Origin of the sequence: Odoribacter sp. N54.MGS-14, from assembly GCF_000980295.1 — a bacterium.
Taxonomy (GTDB): Bacteria; Bacteroidota; Bacteroidia; order Bacteroidales; family Marinifilaceae; genus Odoribacter; species Odoribacter splanchnicus.
In genome coordinates this window covers 1-16,338 of record NZ_LARL01000020.1, presented here as the reverse complement: position 1 = coordinate 16,338, position 16,338 = coordinate 1, and the positions used below count along the sequence as shown (strand labels likewise).

General features: G+C 40.9%; 15 protein-coding genes. 7 read left to right on the top strand and 8 right to left on the bottom strand.

Annotated elements, in window-relative coordinates; translation table 11 throughout:
• Nucleotides 1-23 precede the first annotated feature (23 nt).
• Together nusA and rimP are read right to left on the bottom strand one after the other, a co-directional pair.
• Nucleotides 24-1,262 (bottom strand): transcription termination factor NusA, encoded by a 1,239-nt coding sequence (nusA, locus tag WS42_RS06235; protein ID WP_013612110.1) that lies wholly within the window; start codon nt 1,260-1,262, stop codon nt 24-26.
• Between the two features lie 55 nt (nt 1,263-1,317).
• Nucleotides 1,318-1,779: a ribosome assembly cofactor RimP gene (gene rimP / locus WS42_RS06230; protein ID WP_022160553.1), complete on the bottom strand. Its 462-nt coding sequence runs from the start codon at nt 1,777-1,779 to the stop codon at nt 1,318-1,320.
• A 430-nt stretch (nt 1,780-2,209) separates the two neighbouring features.
• Here rimP and lpxD point away from each other — a divergent pair, with 430 nt between their 5' ends.
• From lpxD to lpxA, 3 genes are all read left to right on the top strand, one after another.
• The gene (gene lpxD / locus WS42_RS06225; RefSeq protein WP_022160554.1) at nt 2,210-3,244 is read left to right on the top strand and encodes a UDP-3-O-(3-hydroxymyristoyl)glucosamine N-acyltransferase; all 1,035 of its coding nucleotides are present in this window, start codon (nt 2,210-2,212) and stop codon (nt 3,242-3,244) included.
• Nucleotides 3,244-4,647 carry a bifunctional UDP-3-O-[3-hydroxymyristoyl] N-acetylglucosamine deacetylase/3-hydroxyacyl-ACP dehydratase gene (locus WS42_RS06220; RefSeq protein WP_022160555.1) on the top strand — a complete coding sequence of 468 codons (1,404 nt, stop codon included), beginning with the start codon at nt 3,244-3,246 and terminating at the stop codon, nt 4,645-4,647. Before lpxD ends, WS42_RS06220 begins: the two co-directional genes overlap by 1 nt.
• Before the next feature lie 61 nt (nt 4,648-4,708).
• The gene (gene lpxA, locus WS42_RS06215; protein ID WP_013612106.1) at nt 4,709-5,488 is read left to right on the top strand and encodes an acyl-ACP--UDP-N-acetylglucosamine O-acyltransferase; all 780 of its coding nucleotides are present in this window, start codon (nt 4,709-4,711) and stop codon (nt 5,486-5,488) included.
• Nucleotides 5,489-5,757: 269 nt separating this feature from the next.
• Here lpxA and pckA read toward each other — a convergent pair whose 3' ends face one another.
• The 3 genes from pckA to crcB all read right to left on the bottom strand — a co-directional run bounded on the left by pckA (nt 5,758) and on the right by crcB (nt 8,429).
• The gene (pckA, locus tag WS42_RS06210) at nt 5,758-7,365 is read right to left on the bottom strand and encodes a phosphoenolpyruvate carboxykinase (ATP) (RefSeq protein ID WP_022160556.1); all 1,608 of its coding nucleotides are present in this window, start codon (nt 7,363-7,365) and stop codon (nt 5,758-5,760) included.
• Nucleotides 7,366-7,486: 121 nt separating this feature from the next.
• Nucleotides 7,487-8,044: a DNA alkylation repair protein gene (locus tag WS42_RS06205; RefSeq protein WP_022160557.1), complete on the bottom strand. Its 558-nt coding sequence runs from the start codon at nt 8,042-8,044 to the stop codon at nt 7,487-7,489.
• Between the two features lie 16 nt (nt 8,045-8,060).
• Nucleotides 8,061-8,429 carry a fluoride efflux transporter CrcB gene (crcB, locus tag WS42_RS06200; RefSeq protein WP_013612103.1) on the bottom strand — a complete coding sequence of 123 codons (369 nt, stop codon included), beginning with the start codon at nt 8,427-8,429 and terminating at the stop codon, nt 8,061-8,063.
• Between the two features lie 124 nt (nt 8,430-8,553).
• Between crcB and WS42_RS06195 the strand changes: the two genes are divergently transcribed.
• Together WS42_RS06195 and WS42_RS06190 are read left to right on the top strand one after the other, a co-directional pair.
• Nucleotides 8,554-9,453, top strand: a complete 900-nt coding sequence (locus tag WS42_RS06195; protein WP_046402792.1) for an alpha/beta hydrolase — start codon at nt 8,554-8,556, stop codon at nt 9,451-9,453.
• Nucleotides 9,454-9,591: 138 nt separating this feature from the next.
• Nucleotides 9,592-10,080 (top strand): Dps family protein, encoded by a 489-nt coding sequence (locus tag WS42_RS06190; RefSeq protein WP_013612101.1) that lies wholly within the window; start codon nt 9,592-9,594, stop codon nt 10,078-10,080.
• Between the two features lie 486 nt (nt 10,081-10,566).
• On the opposite strand, the gene rlmD is transcribed toward WS42_RS06190, so the two are convergent.
• Genes rlmD through WS42_RS06175 form a run of 3 tightly spaced genes read right to left on the bottom strand, consistent with a single transcriptional unit; the run spans nt 10,567 to nt 13,362 of the window.
• Nucleotides 10,567-12,000 carry a 23S rRNA (uracil(1939)-C(5))-methyltransferase RlmD gene (rlmD, locus tag WS42_RS06185; protein WP_022160559.1) on the bottom strand — a complete coding sequence of 478 codons (1,434 nt, stop codon included), beginning with the start codon at nt 11,998-12,000 and terminating at the stop codon, nt 10,567-10,569.
• Between the two features lie 39 nt (nt 12,001-12,039).
• On the bottom strand, nt 12,040-12,729 hold the full coding sequence (locus tag WS42_RS06180; protein ID WP_046402788.1) for an SIR2 family NAD-dependent protein deacylase: 690 nt from the start codon (nt 12,727-12,729) through the stop codon (nt 12,040-12,042).
• Nucleotides 12,730-12,789: 60 nt separating this feature from the next.
• A complete protein-coding gene (locus WS42_RS06175) occupies nt 12,790-13,362 on the bottom strand; it encodes an RNA polymerase sigma-70 factor (protein ID WP_022160561.1) in 573 nt (190 codons plus the stop codon).
• Nucleotides 13,363-13,681: 319 nt separating this feature from the next.
• On the opposite strand from WS42_RS06175, the gene WS42_RS06170 reads away from it, so the two are divergent.
• Both WS42_RS06170 and WS42_RS06165 read left to right on the top strand, forming a co-directional pair.
• A complete protein-coding gene (locus WS42_RS06170; RefSeq protein ID WP_022160562.1) occupies nt 13,682-14,863 on the top strand; it encodes a FecR family protein in 1,182 nt (393 codons plus the stop codon).
• Nucleotides 14,864-14,946: 83 nt separating this feature from the next.
• Nucleotides 14,947-16,338, top strand: a 1,392-nt coding sequence (locus WS42_RS06165) for a SusC/RagA family TonB-linked outer membrane protein (protein ID WP_046450864.1), incomplete at its 3' end; no start/stop codon positions are given.

The window sequence follows — 16,338 nt, the reverse complement described above, 5'->3', positions numbered from 1 at the left end:
AATTTACAAGCGTTAATACAGAATTATTCAAACTCTGCTTTTAAAATATTGAGAACCTCACGTATGGTCTCAATTTCAAGGTCTGTCCGGCTTTCCAGTTCTGACTCGCTGAGTTCTAATACACTCTTGGCAGTGTCACAGCCGACACGTTTCAGTTCGTCGATCACCCAACCTTCGATTTCATCGGCGAATTCATCCAGATTGACATCTTCTTCCTGGGCTTGATCGAGTTCGCGATATACGTCGATATCGTAACCGGTCAGCTGACTGGCCAATTTGATGTTCAATCCACCTTTACCGATAGCCAGTGATACTTCTTCCGGATCGAGGTAGACATTTGCTTTTTTATGGGCTTCGTCGATTTCGATATTTTTGATCTTAGCCGGATTTAAAGCACGAGTGATGTAGAGTTGTAAATTATTGGTATAATTGATCACATCGATATTTTCATTTCTCAACTCTCTGACAATACCATGTATTCTCGAACCTTTCATACCCACACAAGCACCCACCGGATCGATACGGTCGTCGTAGGATTCTACGGCAACTTTGGCTCTCTCTCCCGGTACCCGGACTACGTTCTTGATCGTGATCAGACCGTCGAAAATTTCAGGTACTTCGTTTTCAAATAATCTTTCCAGGAATACCGGAGAAGTTCTCGATAAGATAATGTAAGGATTGGAATTCCGCATTTCTACCCGAATGACCACGGCTTTGATGGAATCTCCTTTTTTGAAAAAGTCTGTCGGGATTTGTTCCTGTTTGGGTAAAATCAATTCATTGCCTTCGTCATCCAGGACCAGCATTTCTTTTTTCCATACCTGATAGACTTCACCCAAAATGATTTGTCCGACTTTATCCTTATATTTATTGTAAACATTGTCTTTCTCCAATTCCAGAATACGGGCGGAGAGATTCTGCCGTAAAGCTAATACAGAACGGCGGCCGAAGTCTTTGAATTTTACTTCATCCGTAACTTCTTCTCCGAGTTCATAATCTTCATCGATTTTTTTCGCTTCGGTTAAAGTAATCTCGCTATTGGGATTTTCCAGTTTGTCATCTTCTACAACAGTACGATTCCGCCAGATTTCGAGGTCACCTTTGTCGATGTTGATGATGATGTCAAAATTTTCATCCGTACCATATCTTTTCAACAGCATATTTCTGAAAATATCTTCCAATACTCTCATCAATGTGGCCCGGTCTATGTTTTTGAATTCTTTAAATTCAGCGAATGAATCTATCAGATTAATATTTTCCATTTCGACTTTTTAGCTTTTATTTTTATTGATTATTTACTTTATCTGTTTTTCCGGTTCAAAATTTCACGACATCTTTGATTTCTTTGATGTCCTTGCGGACAATTGTCCGCTCTGTTTTTACCAATTGTTTTCGTTTGCTCCCTTCGATGATTTTTTTCTCTTCCTGTTCGATGACAATTTCTTCCGGGGTGAAACGAAGTAATATACCATTTAGTTTGGTATGGTCGTTCAGCTTTATTTCGACACTTTTACCCAGATTTTTTTGATATTGTTGCTCTACTTTGAAAGGATAACCTATTCCGGCACTGGATACGGTCAATTCGAAATCCTCTTCATCCCGGTTGAGTGAAGATTCGATCTCCCGGCTGACGGCGATACAAGTCTGTATGTTGACTCCTTCCAGGGCATCGACAAAGACTTCGATAACATTGTCTTTAGAAATCTTCAATTCGACCAGAAATAAATGGTGTTCTGTCAGAATCGGTTCTATGAGGTGTTTGATTTCTTCCGTTTTCATCTCTTTGTTTTGCGATTGATACAAAAGAGAGGGGACATCCGTCCCCTCTCTTTGGCTTTAAACCTCTGCAAATATACGACTTAATTATTAAAATACAAAATAATCGCGGGATAAATAGGGCAAAAGTTTATAAATCTGTTTCAAACTACCGTTTTTAGTTACAACGGTTAAACTTGACTGCTGAAACCTTTGTAACCGTTGAAACTCCTGTAACTATTTCAATCGTAGTTTTAAATAGATCGGTGTCGCTTCGTTTCTGTCATATCCTCCGAATAGCTGATCTTTATAGTTTGAAGAGGAGATAAGTGGTTGTTAATTATGAGGTTGATTCAATGAGGAATATGTTTCATTTTTCTTAAAATTGAAACATATTCGTAATATTTTTATGAGTTACAAATAAAATTTGTAAGTTTGCCGAAATTTTTGAAATATGGAATTCAAGGCGAAAGATATTGCTGCATTATTAAAAGGTGTAGTTGAAGGGGATGGGGAAGTGATGGTTAATAATGTATCTAAAATTGAAGAAGGAAAGCCCAATACATTGGCCTTTCTGGCAAATCCCAAATATGAACACTATATTTATACGACAGCTGCTTCTGTCGTTTTGGTGAATCATGACTTTTCTCCTGTACAGCAGGTACCCTGTACCTTAATCCGGGTGCCTTCGGCTTATGAAGCGATCGCTTCTTTGTTGCAGATGTACGATAGTATGCGTTCCCGGCCGACAGGTATCGAACAACCTTCTTATATCGGTGAAGGGGCGGTTATCGGTGAAGCTCCTTATGTGGGAGCTTTTGCTTATATCGGTAAAGGGGCGAAAATCGGTAATGATGTAAAAATCTATCCTCAGGTTTATATCGGTGAGGGTGTTGTGATCGGTGATCATACGACGATCTATGCCGGAGCAAAAATCTATTATGGTTGTGTGATCGGTAGTGGATGTACGATCCATGCCGGAACGGTGATCGGCGCAGATGGTTTTGGTTTTGCTCCCAATGGGGATAATTATAATAAAGTGCCACAGATTGGTAATGTCGTTATTGAAGATAATGTCGAGATTGGTGCCAATGCTTGTATTGACCGGGCCACTATGGGGTCTACCCGTATAAAAAAAGGCGTAAAACTGGATAATCTGGTTCAGATCGCTCACAATGTGGTGGTGGGAGAAAATACGGTGATGGCGGCTCAGTGTGGCATTGCCGGAACAACTAAGGTGGGAGCGCATTGTATGTTCGGCGGACAGGTCGGTATTGCCGGACATCTCAGGATTGAAGACAAGACGATGCTTGCCGCTCAGTCCGGGGTTACGAACGATATCCCCGAAGGATCCGTATTTATGGGAGCACCTGCCTTCGATGTTTCGAAATATCGGAAATGTTATGTGCTGTTCAGAAAATTACCTGAATTATACGGGCAGCTCCGGGATTTGGAAAAAGAAATACAAACATTAAAGTCAAAACAATAATGTCAGTGAAACAAAACACATTAAAAGGAGAATTTTCATTAAAAGGCAAAGGTTTGCATACGGGTAAAGAAGTATGTGCTACCTTTAAGCCGGCAGCGGAAAATACCGGATATAAAATTGTCAGAGTCGATCTCGACGAGAAAACCGAGATTCCGGCACTGGCGAAATATATTGAATTGGTAGATCGCGCCAGTTGTCTGCAAAAAGACGGAGCCAAAGTATATACTTTAGAGCATGCTATGGCTGCTTTATACGGTTGCGGTATAGATAACTGTGTGATCGAACTGTCGGGAGAAGAATTTCCGATTTTGGATGGGAGTGCCCGTTATTATGTGGAAGAGATTCAAAAAGTTGGGATTGAAGAGCAACAAGCAGAACGCCGTTATTTTTCAGTAAAGAAAAAAATGGAATTTTATTGCGAAGCTTCGGATACCCGCATTACATTATTGCCGGATGATACGTATTCTATCAATACCATGGTAGCTTACGATTCTCCTTATCTGGCGATGCAGTTCGCTTCTTATTCGGAAGCTTCTACTGATTTTGCGAAAGAGATCGCCCCTTGCCGTACTTTTGTATTTCTGCGGGAAGTGGAAATGTTGCTGGCCAATAATCTGATTAAAGGAGGAGATTTGAGTAATGCGATCGTCATCGTCGATCGTAAGATGGATCAGCCCGAAATCGATCGTTTGGCTAAATTGTTCGGTTACGGGAATATTCAGATTAAAGAAGGTGTTCTCAATAATCTGGAACTTTATTTCGATAATGAGCCTGCCCGTCATAAATTATTGGACGTTATCGGTGATCTGGCTTTATGTGGCCGTTTTATCAAAGGCCGGGTGATTGCTGAGAGACCCGGACATAAAGCAAATACTTCTATGGCCAAGATGATCTATAAAGAAATTCTGGCTGAAGAGAAAGACGATGCTTATCCTATAGATCTGGATTTAGATGCCACTCCGCTGATGGACATCAATAAGATCCGTACTTTGCTGCCTCACCGCCCACCGTTTTTATTGGTCGATAAGATTTATAAAGTAACTGAGAACATGGTGATTGGTTGCAAGAATGTGACCATGAACGAGCCTCATTTTGTCGGACATTTTCCTGATGAGCCGGTGATGCCGGGCGTGTTGATTGTGGAAGCGATGTCGCAATGTGGTGGTATATTGGTGCTGAGTGGAGTGCCTGATCCCGAAAACTATTCGACTTATTTTATGAAGATCGACGGGGTGAAATTCCGGAATAAAGTAGTGCCCGGTGACACACTGGTCTTCAAATTAATCACTACTGCACCTATAAAAAGAGGTATCGTGCAGATGAAGGGATATGCTTATGTTGGAAAAAAACTGGTTTGTGAAGGAGAATTTATGGCTCAGGTCGCAAAAACCAAAAACTTATAATTATATTTGCAGGCTGAAATTTTTTATTCAGGTAATATAGTATTCATTAAATAATAAACGAATGAAACAACCGTTAGCATATGTTCATCCGGAAGCTCAGGTTGCTGATAATGTGGTGATAGAACCCTTTGTGACGATTGATAAAAATGTGGTGATAGAAGAAGGTACGCGGATCGGATCGAATGTAACTATTCTGGAAGGTGCCCATATCGGTAAGAATTGTAAAATTTTTCCGGGAGCAGTGATCGCTGCTGTACCCCAGGATTTGAAATTCAGAGGTGAAAAGACCATTGTAAAAATCGGAGATAATACGACTATCCGCGAATGTGTGACTGTTAATCGGGGCACTGCTGCTAAGGGAGTTACTGAAATCGGGGATAATTGTTTGATTATGGCTTATGCCCATATCGCTCATGACTGTAAGATCGGTAATAATTGTATCATCACCAATGCCTGTCAGTTGGCGGGTGAAGTGGTCGTAGACGATTTTGCGATTCTGGGAGGAATGACCGCTGTCCATCAGTTTGTGCATATCGGCAAACATGTGATGATCCAGGGAGGCTCTTTGATTGGAAAAGATGTACCTCCTTATGTAAAAGCCGGCCGTTTACCGCTTTCATATGTCGGAGTAAATTCTATCGGTTTGCGCCGTCGGGAGTTTTCAAACGAGAAAATTAATGAAATCCAGGATATTTACCGCATTCTTTATCAATCGGGTCTTAACAACTCCGATGCTATCGAAAGAATAGAAGCTGAAATGCCTGCTTCCAGAGAAAGGGATGAAATTATCATGTTTGTCCGCAACAGTAAGCGGGGAATCATGAAGGGATATATGGGATAATAGGAAAAAGAGGGTGAAGTCACCCTCTTTTTTCATAATAGAATTTCTTTTAGGACACATTGGAGTGAATTGTTCGAGCCGAACAATGCTTCTAAAGTGTATTTGTTGTCTGAAGTCTTCTCGAAGCATTCGGATAATATGTGTTTTTACCCTATTATTTTTTATTATCGGGAATTATTGTGAGTTTCTGCTTTATTTCAAATTACATGCTTTTTCGATAGGTTTTGGGAAGCTATAAAAAAAACTCCCGTTTCCGGGAGTCTTGTAATTTAAAGTCTCGGTCCTGCAGCAACCAGAGCTTTACCGGCAGCATTACCCTCAAATTTCTTGAAGTTTTTGATGAACCGTTCTGAAAGATCTTTTGCTTTGGTTTCCCATTCGCTTGCGTTAGCATAAGTATCGCGGGGATCGAGGATTTTCGGATCTACGCCCGGCAGAGCGGTCGGAACAACGAAATCAAAGAACGGGATCGTTTTGGTCGGAGCTTTATCGATAGAACCGTCCAGGATGGCATCAATGATACCACGGGTATCTTTAATAGAAATACGTTTGCCGGTACCGTTCCATCCGGTGTTTACTAAATAAGCTTTAGCACCTGATTTTTCCATTTTCTTTACCAGCTCTTCTGCATATTTGGTGGGATGCAGTGATAAGAAAGCAGCTCCGAAACAAGCAGAGAAAGTCGGTGTCGGCTCGGTAATTCCACGCTCTGTTCCTGCCAATTTTGCGGTAAATCCAGACAGGAAATAATATTTTGTCTGTTCTGCGTTCAGGATGGATACCGGAGGCAATACTCCGAATGCGTCGGCTGACAAGAAGATAACCTGTTTGGCTGCCGGGCCTTTAGATACCGGTTTGACGATATTCTTGATGTGATAGATCGGATAAGAAACACGGGTGTTTTCAGTTACCGATTTGTCGTTGAAATCGATCTTGCCGTTTGCATCTACAGTTACGTTCTCCAACAGGGCGTCACGTTTGATGGCGTTGTAGATATCCGGTTCGCTGTCTTTGTCCAGATTGATTACTTTTGCATAGCAACCGCCTTCGTAGTTGAACACTCCTTCGTCATCCCAACCGTGTTCGTCATCCCCGATCAACAAACGTTTCGGGTCGGTCGATAAAGTGGTTTTACCGGTTCCGGACAGACCGAAGAAAATAGCTGTGTTTTTACCTTCCAGATCGGTGTTTGCCGAGCAGTGCATAGAAGCGATACCACGTAACGGATTCAGGTAATTCATGATAGAGAAAATACCTTTTTTCATTTCTCCGCCGTACCAGGTATTCAGTATCACCTGCTCATTGGTTCTTAGGTTGAATACAGTTGCTGTTTCTGAATTCAGACCCAGTTCTTTGTAGTTGTCTACTTTAGCTTTAGCAGCATTGAAAGAAACGAAATCCGGTTCGCCGTAGTTGGCCAATTCTTCCTCGGTAGGACGGATAAACATATTCTTTACGAAATGAGCCTGCCACGCAACTTCCATGATGAAACGAACTTTCAAACGAGTACCTGCGTTTGCTCCGCAGAAAGTATCGACAACGTATAATTTTTTACCTGATAATTCTTTAACAGCTTTTGCTTTCAGATCGGCCCAAGCTTCTTCGCTACAAGGTTTGTTGTCGTTTTTGTATTCTTCTGAAGTCCACCAAACGTTTTTTTCACTGGCTTCATTTTTTACAAAGAATTTATCTTTAGGAGAACGACCGGTATAAATACCTGTCATTACGTTTACAGCACCTAATTCGGTTACCTGGCCTTTTTCATACCCGGTTAAAGAGGGATCGGTTTCGGCTTTGAATAATTCCTCGTAAGAAGGATTGTGAAGGATTTCTTTCACATCGGTAATGCCATACTTGCTTAAATCTAATTTTGACATAGTAGTAAATTTATATTAAACGATTTATTAATACTTTTTTTCCGTAATAACTTCACAAAAGTAAGAAAGTTTTCTTATTAAAAATCTCTTACTGCTCATTAAATGCTAGCTTTAACATTTATTAAATGTTAAAACGATAGCGTTCGGCTGCTAACTGAACATACTTGTCTTTATAATTCCGGTTGACAACAGTACGAAAGTAATCTTTAGATATTTTGTCACTCTCTTTATTTAAAATGAGGTATCTGGCAAGGGCTGTCATGATTGCCAGCTGCATGAGCGGGTTTTCTGAATTGAGCCATTCTTCCGATAATTCAAGTAAATCCGAGCGTTTATATAAATAAAGCGAACCTAAATAGCCGGCAATTTCAAAATGGAGACAGTGAGGTGCTAATTGCGTAATTTTTTCTTTATTTAAATCTTGAGGGAAAAGCAGGCAAGCCACGATTTGCTCTTCTCTTTGTCCTTGATTCCATAACAAAAGGGCCAATTTTTCATCGGGCGGATAAGTTGCTGCCAATTCTTTCAGGGAAACGTAACTGGCACCGATCTGATGGTCGGTATTAGCGCCGATGTCTTGCAGGCTATCGATCGTCCCTCCGCTTTGAAGACGACGGATGCGTGAAAGTATTTGCTGAAAAACTGCGTTCGTATGTGGGTCTATAATACTGAAATCCATGTTTTACTGTCTTTTTTCACTTATTGGTCATCAAATATCCCAGCCCGGCAAAAAGTATGCCTAAAATGAGGCTCAGTCCGATATTTAATGAAAATAAACCATATGCCTTATTGCTTAGTAATTGCAGATTTTCGAATGAGAAGGTGGAAAAGGTAGTAAAACTACCACAGAATCCTACGGTAAAAAAGAGACGATAGACCGGAGCAGGATGGGAAGTGAAAAAGCCACTTAACAAACCGAGTAAGAAACAACCGGCGATATTTACAATAAAAGTTCCCCAAGGGAAGCTTGAGGGAAATAGGTGCCGGCTCCACTCAGAGATAAAATAACGTGAAACCCCTCCGACGATAGAACCCAGGCCTACAAAAATTATGTTTTGCCACATGATTTCTTTTTTTACAAAGTAAAAAAAATTAAAGAAGATTCTGAAATAAAACCGGATAAAATAAAAAATGTTTATATTTATTCGCCTTATAAATTGTAGAATAAGAATGTTTAAAGCTGTGAAAATGAAACGATTGAAGTTCTTGTTGCTGAGTTTTGTTTTGGGATGTGCTATGCTTGCCGGAGCTCAGACACCGGAAGTATTTCCTTTATGGCCCCAGGGAGTAAAAGAGAATAATGGCATTAAAGTGGACCGTACGGTAGATGATCAGGGCGGAATTTCGAACAATAGTACAGCAGAACTGTTGGTTTTTCATCCTGATCCTGCTAAAAATACGGGCAAGGCTGTTTTGATTTGTCCGGGAGGTGGTTATACTTATCTGGCTATGGGATATGAAGGTGAAGAATTTGCGCAGTGGCTGGTGAAGCAGGGGATTACAGGTATCGTATTGAAATATCGGATGCCTAACCAACATGATCGTATACCGATGACCGATGCTTTGCGTGCGATGAAGTGGATAAGGAGCCGTAGTGAGGAATGGGGTATCGATCCGGCGAAAGTTGGAATTGCCGGATTTTCTGCAGGCGGGCATTTGGCCTCTACCGTGTCGACGCATTTCGATAGTGGAAAGAGCGGAACTACCGACCGTTTGGAGCAATATAGTTCTCGGCCTGATTTTCAGATTCTTTTTTATCCAGTGATCTCCATGACTGCCGGGTTGACACATCGCGGTTCTCGTGAAGCTCTGTTGGGTAAGAATCCTTCTGCCGAAGCTATTGCACAATACTCGAACGAACAACATGTTACTGCTAAGACCCCACCTGCACTTTTATTTCATAGCGATGACGATACAGTGGTGCCTTCGATGAATAGTGTCGTATTTTATCAGGCTTTGAAAAAGAATAAAGTGCCTGCTGTATTGTATATTTTTGATAAAGGCGGGCATGGCTGGGGAATGCGGAATAATTTCGAATACCATAATCAGTGGACTAATTTGTTGGCCAATTGGCTGAAAAAGATCTGAGCCCTGAAATTTTGAACTGCCGGGTTGGGGGAGAAAGTTCCGTTGGCTTTTATTTCAATCGTTTATTGCGTAACAAAAACTGATTTATTGCGTTATATAGCCATACATAAATAAAGTCTAATTGTTAAAATATTTATTATGGCTGCTAATATTGGTTTAAATGAAGGTATGGTGAGAGCCAGCAAAACAGTATTGAATAATTTGCTGTCCGACCATTTTGTGTTATTGGCAAAGACGTGGAATTACCATTGGAATGTCAAAGGGGTAAGTTTTCATTCTTACCATGTTTTCATGGAAGATTTGTATAATGGGTTGATTGAAGATATTGATGCTATTGCAGAACGTATCCGTTCTTTGGACGAACGTCCCATCGGTTCGTTGGCCGGTTATCTGGAGCACAACCGCATTAAAGAACATTGTGAATCGGAACCTCTGCCTGAAGCTAAACAGATGTTGGCTATCCTGAGTCAGGACAATGATACGTTAATTCGTGAAATCCGTAAGGACATCGAACAACTCGAGAAAGAAGAGGATACCGATGATGCCGGTACGACAAATTTCCTGGAAGATATGATCGAGAAAAAGGAAAAAACGGCTTGGATGATCCGGGCATATCTGGAAAAATAATTGTTTGATTGTATTGTTGTATATAAAAAGGTAGAAGTTACCGTACGGGGGGGCTTTTACCTTTTTTGTTTTTAAGGAAGAATTGACAACAGTTCCGGTGAAATTGCCATCTCCCGGATTGACCATGGCTATTGTACAGGCTCCTGGTCCTGACCAATCCTGCCGGACGAATAGCTGTTGCTTGGGATGAAAAACTGGACTCGGATTTCCACACGACGAAGTTTGCTATGGCTTTTTTTATTTCATCCCTCCGTTTTATACGTCTGTCAAAGAAGCGGATATTAGTTTTATATCGGCAAGTTTGTACGGGAACTGTTTTCCGGACGGAAACTTGGATACTTCCCTTATCCGCATGCAGGCTTTTGGTCCGATGTCCCTTACGAATTGTTGATATTCATAAGCGCACCTACGGTGCCGATGAAAAATCTCAATCAGAACCATAGGTGTGCTAATCAAAAAAGGAACGCTTCCGTCGATTAGAAAGCTCTAGGGCTGACACGAATCAGTTTGGGAGAACTCTCTTTTCCTGAGCAGAACGATGTTTTCGACGTGATGAGTGTGTGGAAACATGTCGACCGGTTGAACAGCTATAACCTCGTAGGCAGAATCCATCATTTGCAAGTCTCTGGCCTGGGTTGCTGAGTTACAGCTGACATAGACAATACGTTCGGGAGAGGCTTGAAGGATCGTTTGGACTACATCCGGATGCATGCCTGCGCGGGGAGGATCGGTGATGATAATATCCGGTTGTCCATGTTTACTTATGAATGAAGCATTCAGCACGTCTTTCATGTCTCCGGCATAAAAAATAGTGTTATCTATGTGGTTGATTGCTGAATTGACTTTAGCATCTTCGATTGCTTCGGGAACATATTCTATACCGATCACTTTCCGGGCCTGACGGGCGACAAAATTGGCGATCGTTCCTGTTCCTGTGTAGAGATCGTAGACAGTTTCCTGCCCGGTTAAACCTGCCAACTCGCGTGTTTTGCTGTACAGATTATAGGCTTGTTCGGAATTAGTCTGATAGAAAGATTTCGGACCGATCTTGAATTTCAGACCTTCCATTTCTTCAAAGATATGATCCCGGCCATGAAAACAGAACATATCCTGATCGGTTAGGTTATCGTTCAGTTTTTCGTTGATCACGTACATCAGGGAGGTGATTTGTGGGAATTGCCGGACAAGCGTTTCCAATAATTGTTCGCGTGCTACAGTATCTTCATATCCGAAGGCGAGGATAACCATGATTTCCCCTGTCGAGGCAGTTCGGATGATCAGGGTGCGCAGGAAACCTTGCTGGGCCCGGATATCGTAAAACGAAAGACCTTTTTTCAGGGCATAAGTTTTGATGAAATTCCGGATTTCGTTGGAAGACGATCCTTGCAGGCAGCAATGATCGATATCTACCACTTTGTCGAACAATCCCGGCACATGAAATCCTAAAGCCGGAGTACGCTCTATATCCGCTTCCCTGCTGATTTCTTCCCGGGTGAGAAAGCGCTTATTCGAAAATGTAAACTCTAGCTTGTTGCGGTAATAGAGTTGGCGGGCAGATCCGATGATCGGATAAACATTTTGTAGTTTTATTTTTCCGATGCGTTGCAAATTGTCGTTGATTTCCTGCTGTTTGAATTCCAATTGTTTTTCGTAAGGGAGATTTTGCCATTTGCATCCTCCGCAAATGCCGAAATGGGTACAAGCCGGGGCTATACGTAAGGCCGAGAACCGATGGGTATGGGTGACTATGCCTTCCATAAAATTTTTACGTTTTCGGGTGACTTGAACATCGACAATATCTCCCGGAAGAGTATTCGGGACAAATAACACTTTTTCGTCGATATAAGCAATGGATTTACCTTCCGCTGCGATTTTTTGTATTTCTACTTTTTCTAACAATGGTTTTTTACCTCTTCCCACTTGTATTCAGCTTTTATAATGGTTTATTTTATTCATGCTTTAACGAGTTTCGGATAGTAAGATATTTTTCAATTCTTGTACTCCTTCGGAAGCTCCTTTTTCAATCAGGTGATAGCCCATCCGGTGTGCTTGTTGAGGAATCTTAGGATCGATAACGAAGACCGGAATACCTTCGGGGGCATAGTGCAACAGACTGGCTGCCGGATAAACGGCCAGTGAAGTACCGATAATGACGAAAATATCTGCCTGACGGACCAGATCGGTTGCCGGTTCGATATTGGGTACTGCTTCTCCGAAGAAAACTACATGAGGACGTAACAATGAGCCATCTTCACAACGGGTCCCTGGTTTCAGTTCCCAGCCTTTCAGGTCATAAATCGAATCGGGATTTTTACTGCTTCGCACTTTCTTCAGCTCTCCATGCAAGTGTAGAACATGCTTACTACCGGCACGTTCGTGCAAATCGTCGATATTTTGGGTGATGATCCGGACATCGAAATAATTTTCCAACCCGGCCAGGCCTTTATGACCGGCATTGGGTTGGGCTTCGTAGAGCTGTTTCCGGCGCTCATTGTAAAAATGGTTTACTAATTCCGGATTACGTTCTAATGCTTCAGGGGTACAAACATCTTCGATCCGGTAATTTTCCCATAAACCGTCGCTGTCCCGGAAAGTTTTGATTCCGCTCTCTGCGCTCATGCCTGCTCCTGTTAATATAACCAGTTTCATTTTATCATTTATTTGTGCAAAGGTAGTTTATTTTTGAGAAAATGGTAATGGAGCAAATATCTATTTTAAGAAACGTAGGAATAGCAGGTTAAGAAATGACTTGCTGTCCAATGAATTGCGTAGGATTTTGTATGCCCTTCCCATTTGGGTGCGTACGGTATTGATAGAAATGCCCAGATAGTCAGCAGCTTCTTGATATTTCATATTTTGCAGACAGCAGAGAGTGAACACCTGTTTGCATTGTTCCGGTAGTTTATGTAGCGCTTGGTAGAGTTGGTTGTATTCTCGTTCTTTATCTTCTAATTCGGTCGTTAGAGTTGGGGAAGAGTCCTTCTCAATCGGCATGTGCAGAAGCTTTTCTTGTTTTCTCTGTTCATTGTACAGATGGTTCAGGCATGTATTGTGTAGTGAGCGGTAGAGATAACCTTCCAAGCTACTTTCTATATTAAAAAATTTTTTTTCAAGCCATAAGGTGATAAAAAAATCTTGAACGATATCTTCGGCTGCAGCTTGATTTTTTATAAAATGATTTGCATATAGTACCAAGTCGGAGAAATAGGCTGTAAACAGGTCTTTGTATGCTTGTTCACTTCCTTGCTGTAATCCTTTTAGAATAATTTGCTCTTCTTTCATTTTTTTGTGTGTATACAATTCTGTTGCAATGTTTGTAAAAAAATAGATATATGCAAATTATTTATTTCTCTTACTTATCTTTTAGCTTTAGTCGTAGCTTCCTCGTAGCTCCCGGCTTCTTGTTCGGATGAGCTTCGGGGAAACTTCGGGGGAAGAACGGAGAATGGTGAGAGGGGAGTGGGACCCCAGTGAGATAGGGGTGGGAGATTATAGGGGGAAATAATTTGTTCGGTCTCCGAATAACGTAAAAAAAATAAATTTTTTGTCACATTATTTTTTGAATTCAGTGTCATTATAATAAAAAACAAAATTAGTGGGAATGGAAAATAGAATTTGGGAAATTATAGCAGCTTCAATTCATGGCGAGGAGTTATCTCAGGAAGAGATAAGTACATTGCAAGTTTGGCTGGACGAGAATAAGCAAAACCGGGATGAATACGCCAGGTTGCAGATTTTTTATGCAGAGAACAAGGGTAGTCTTACAGATAATATAAATGTACAACGCGCTTGGGAAGATAATTACGCTAGAAGAAAAGCTGGTAAAATGATAAGGCTTCGCCGGAAAATTGTACGTTGGGGATATGCGGCTGTCGTTACATTGGTTATTGGTGTTGGTGTGTTATTATTGACAGAAAAAGATGATGAGCAGGCTGTAAAAGTTGAATTTGTAGAATCTCAGATTGTTCCCGGCTCTCCGAAGGCTGTGTTGACCTTGGCTTCCGGCGAAGAGTTGGACTTGCAAGAAGAGGGGCAATTTGTAAGCAAGGATAGCAGCAGAATTCGCAATGTGGGGAATGTGCTTGAATATGAGGCAGGCGTAAAGAAGCACGGAGAGAAAAAGTTGGAGTATAACACTTTGACAATTCCGCGTGGAGGTGAGTACCAGTTGAAATTGGAAGATGGTACGAATGTTTGGTTAAATGCAGAGACTGAGTTGCGTTTCCCGGTTGCTTTTGGTGACAGTGAACGTAGAATTTTTCTGAAAGGAGAGGCTTATTTCGATGTGGCAAAAGAGGCGGAACGTCCATTTGTTGTTTGTGTGACTGGAGTGGATGTTACGGCATTGGGAACTGAGTTTAATATTGCAGCAGTACAAGGTGGGGATGAGGTGTTGACAACGTTGGTAAATGGTTCTGTGCGGGTAGTGAATGAAGAAGGTGCAGACTGTATTTTGACTCCGGCGGAACAGGCCGTTTGTAAAAAAGGCGTGGTAGGGATTGAAGTGCAGAAAGTGAATACGAATCTTTACACTTCTTGGAAGGACGGATATTATGCTTTTGACAAGCAACCATTGGGAGAAATAATGAGGACTTTGGAACGTTGGTATGATATTCATGTGGTGTTTGCGGATTCTGTAGCGGGAAAATTGCGTTTTTCAGGACGGTTGAAAAGATATGAGGATATTGATAATTTATTAACCATGATAAAACTAACTAATGACGTAGATTTTGAAATTGCAGAACGGGTAATTATTGTAAGAACTAACAAAAACCGGAAATAGGGAGGTATTTCCGGTTGAGAAGTGATGCCTCATATAAGCCGGCAAGCATTTGAGGCAACGTTTAATTTTAATTTAACAAATGTATGAAAAAAAGATTATTAAAGAATGCCATGTTAAGAAAAAGAATATGGCTGCGTAAAATGTTTTTGCGTATGAATTATTTGTTTTGTTTGCTAGTATTAGGGGCACTTTCTGTTTCTGCAGAAGTCTATTCTCAGAATGGATTAGTTAGCTTGAAGATGAAGGATGTGTCTTTGGTAAAAGTTTTTAATGAAATTACTAAGCAAACCGGTTATGATTTTTTGTACAATTATGATTTGGTACAAAATAAGGGGACTGTAGATGTTAATGCAAAAATGGTGGATTTGAAAGACTTTTTGCATGATTTGTTAAAGGGAAAAAATTTAGGGTTTGAATTTCGTGATGGAGCTATTATTGTTCGTGGTGAGTCTGTACGATTGGATGATCAAAAGATTAAATCTAGGACAATAAAAGGTATTGTAAGAGATAAAACGACAGGAGATCCATTGCCTGGAGCAACGGTTAAAATTAAAGGGACCTCAGTAGGAACAGCTACTAATATGGAAGGTAAATTTGAATTGACAGTTGCCGATAATTTTATTGCTTTAGAGGTTTCTTTTATTGGTTATGGAACGGTAGAGGTGACGGTAGGCAAGCGAGAACAATTAGAGGTATTGTTGGAAGCTGAATCGTCAAAAATGGATGAAGTCGTTGTAACTGGTGTATATACTCGGAAAAAGGAGAGTTTTACAGGATCTTCCCAAACTTACAAGGCAGAGGAATTAAAGAGTGTAGGGAATCAGAACCTGATTCAGAGTTTGAAGGTGTTGGATCCTGCTTTTGCTGTATTGGAAAGTAATGAATTTGGTTCTGACCCTAACCGATTACCGGATTTGGAAATTCGTGGTAAAAGTAGTATTGTAGGGTTAAAGGAGCAATTTGGAGAAGATCCTAATCAGCCTTTGTTTATTTTGGATGGTTTTGAGACTACCTTGCGGACTATCATGGATTTGAGTATGGATAGAATCGCATCTGTTACAATTTTGAAGGATGCTGCTTCAACGGCAATTTATGGTGCTAAAGCAGCAAATGGTGTGGTGGTCGTTGAAACTAAGGTCCCTCAAGGTGGTAGATTGCGTTTATCATATAACGGTAGTTTTGAGATTTCTTTTGCAGATTTGACTGATTATAATTTGATGAATGCCGCAGAAAAGTTGGAATTTGAACGTTTGGCTGGAAATTTTAAATCAAATATTGCAGATAATCAAGAATTGAAAGAAGTTCGCTATAATAAATTATTGGGCAACGTGTTGAGAGGTGTGGATACATATTGGCTTTCAGAGCCTATTCGTACTGGTTTTAATCAGCGTCATAATCTATATGTAGAAGGTGGTAATGAGCAGTTTCGTTATGGATTTGGAGGTAGTTATAATAAAATCCAAGGTGTAATGAAA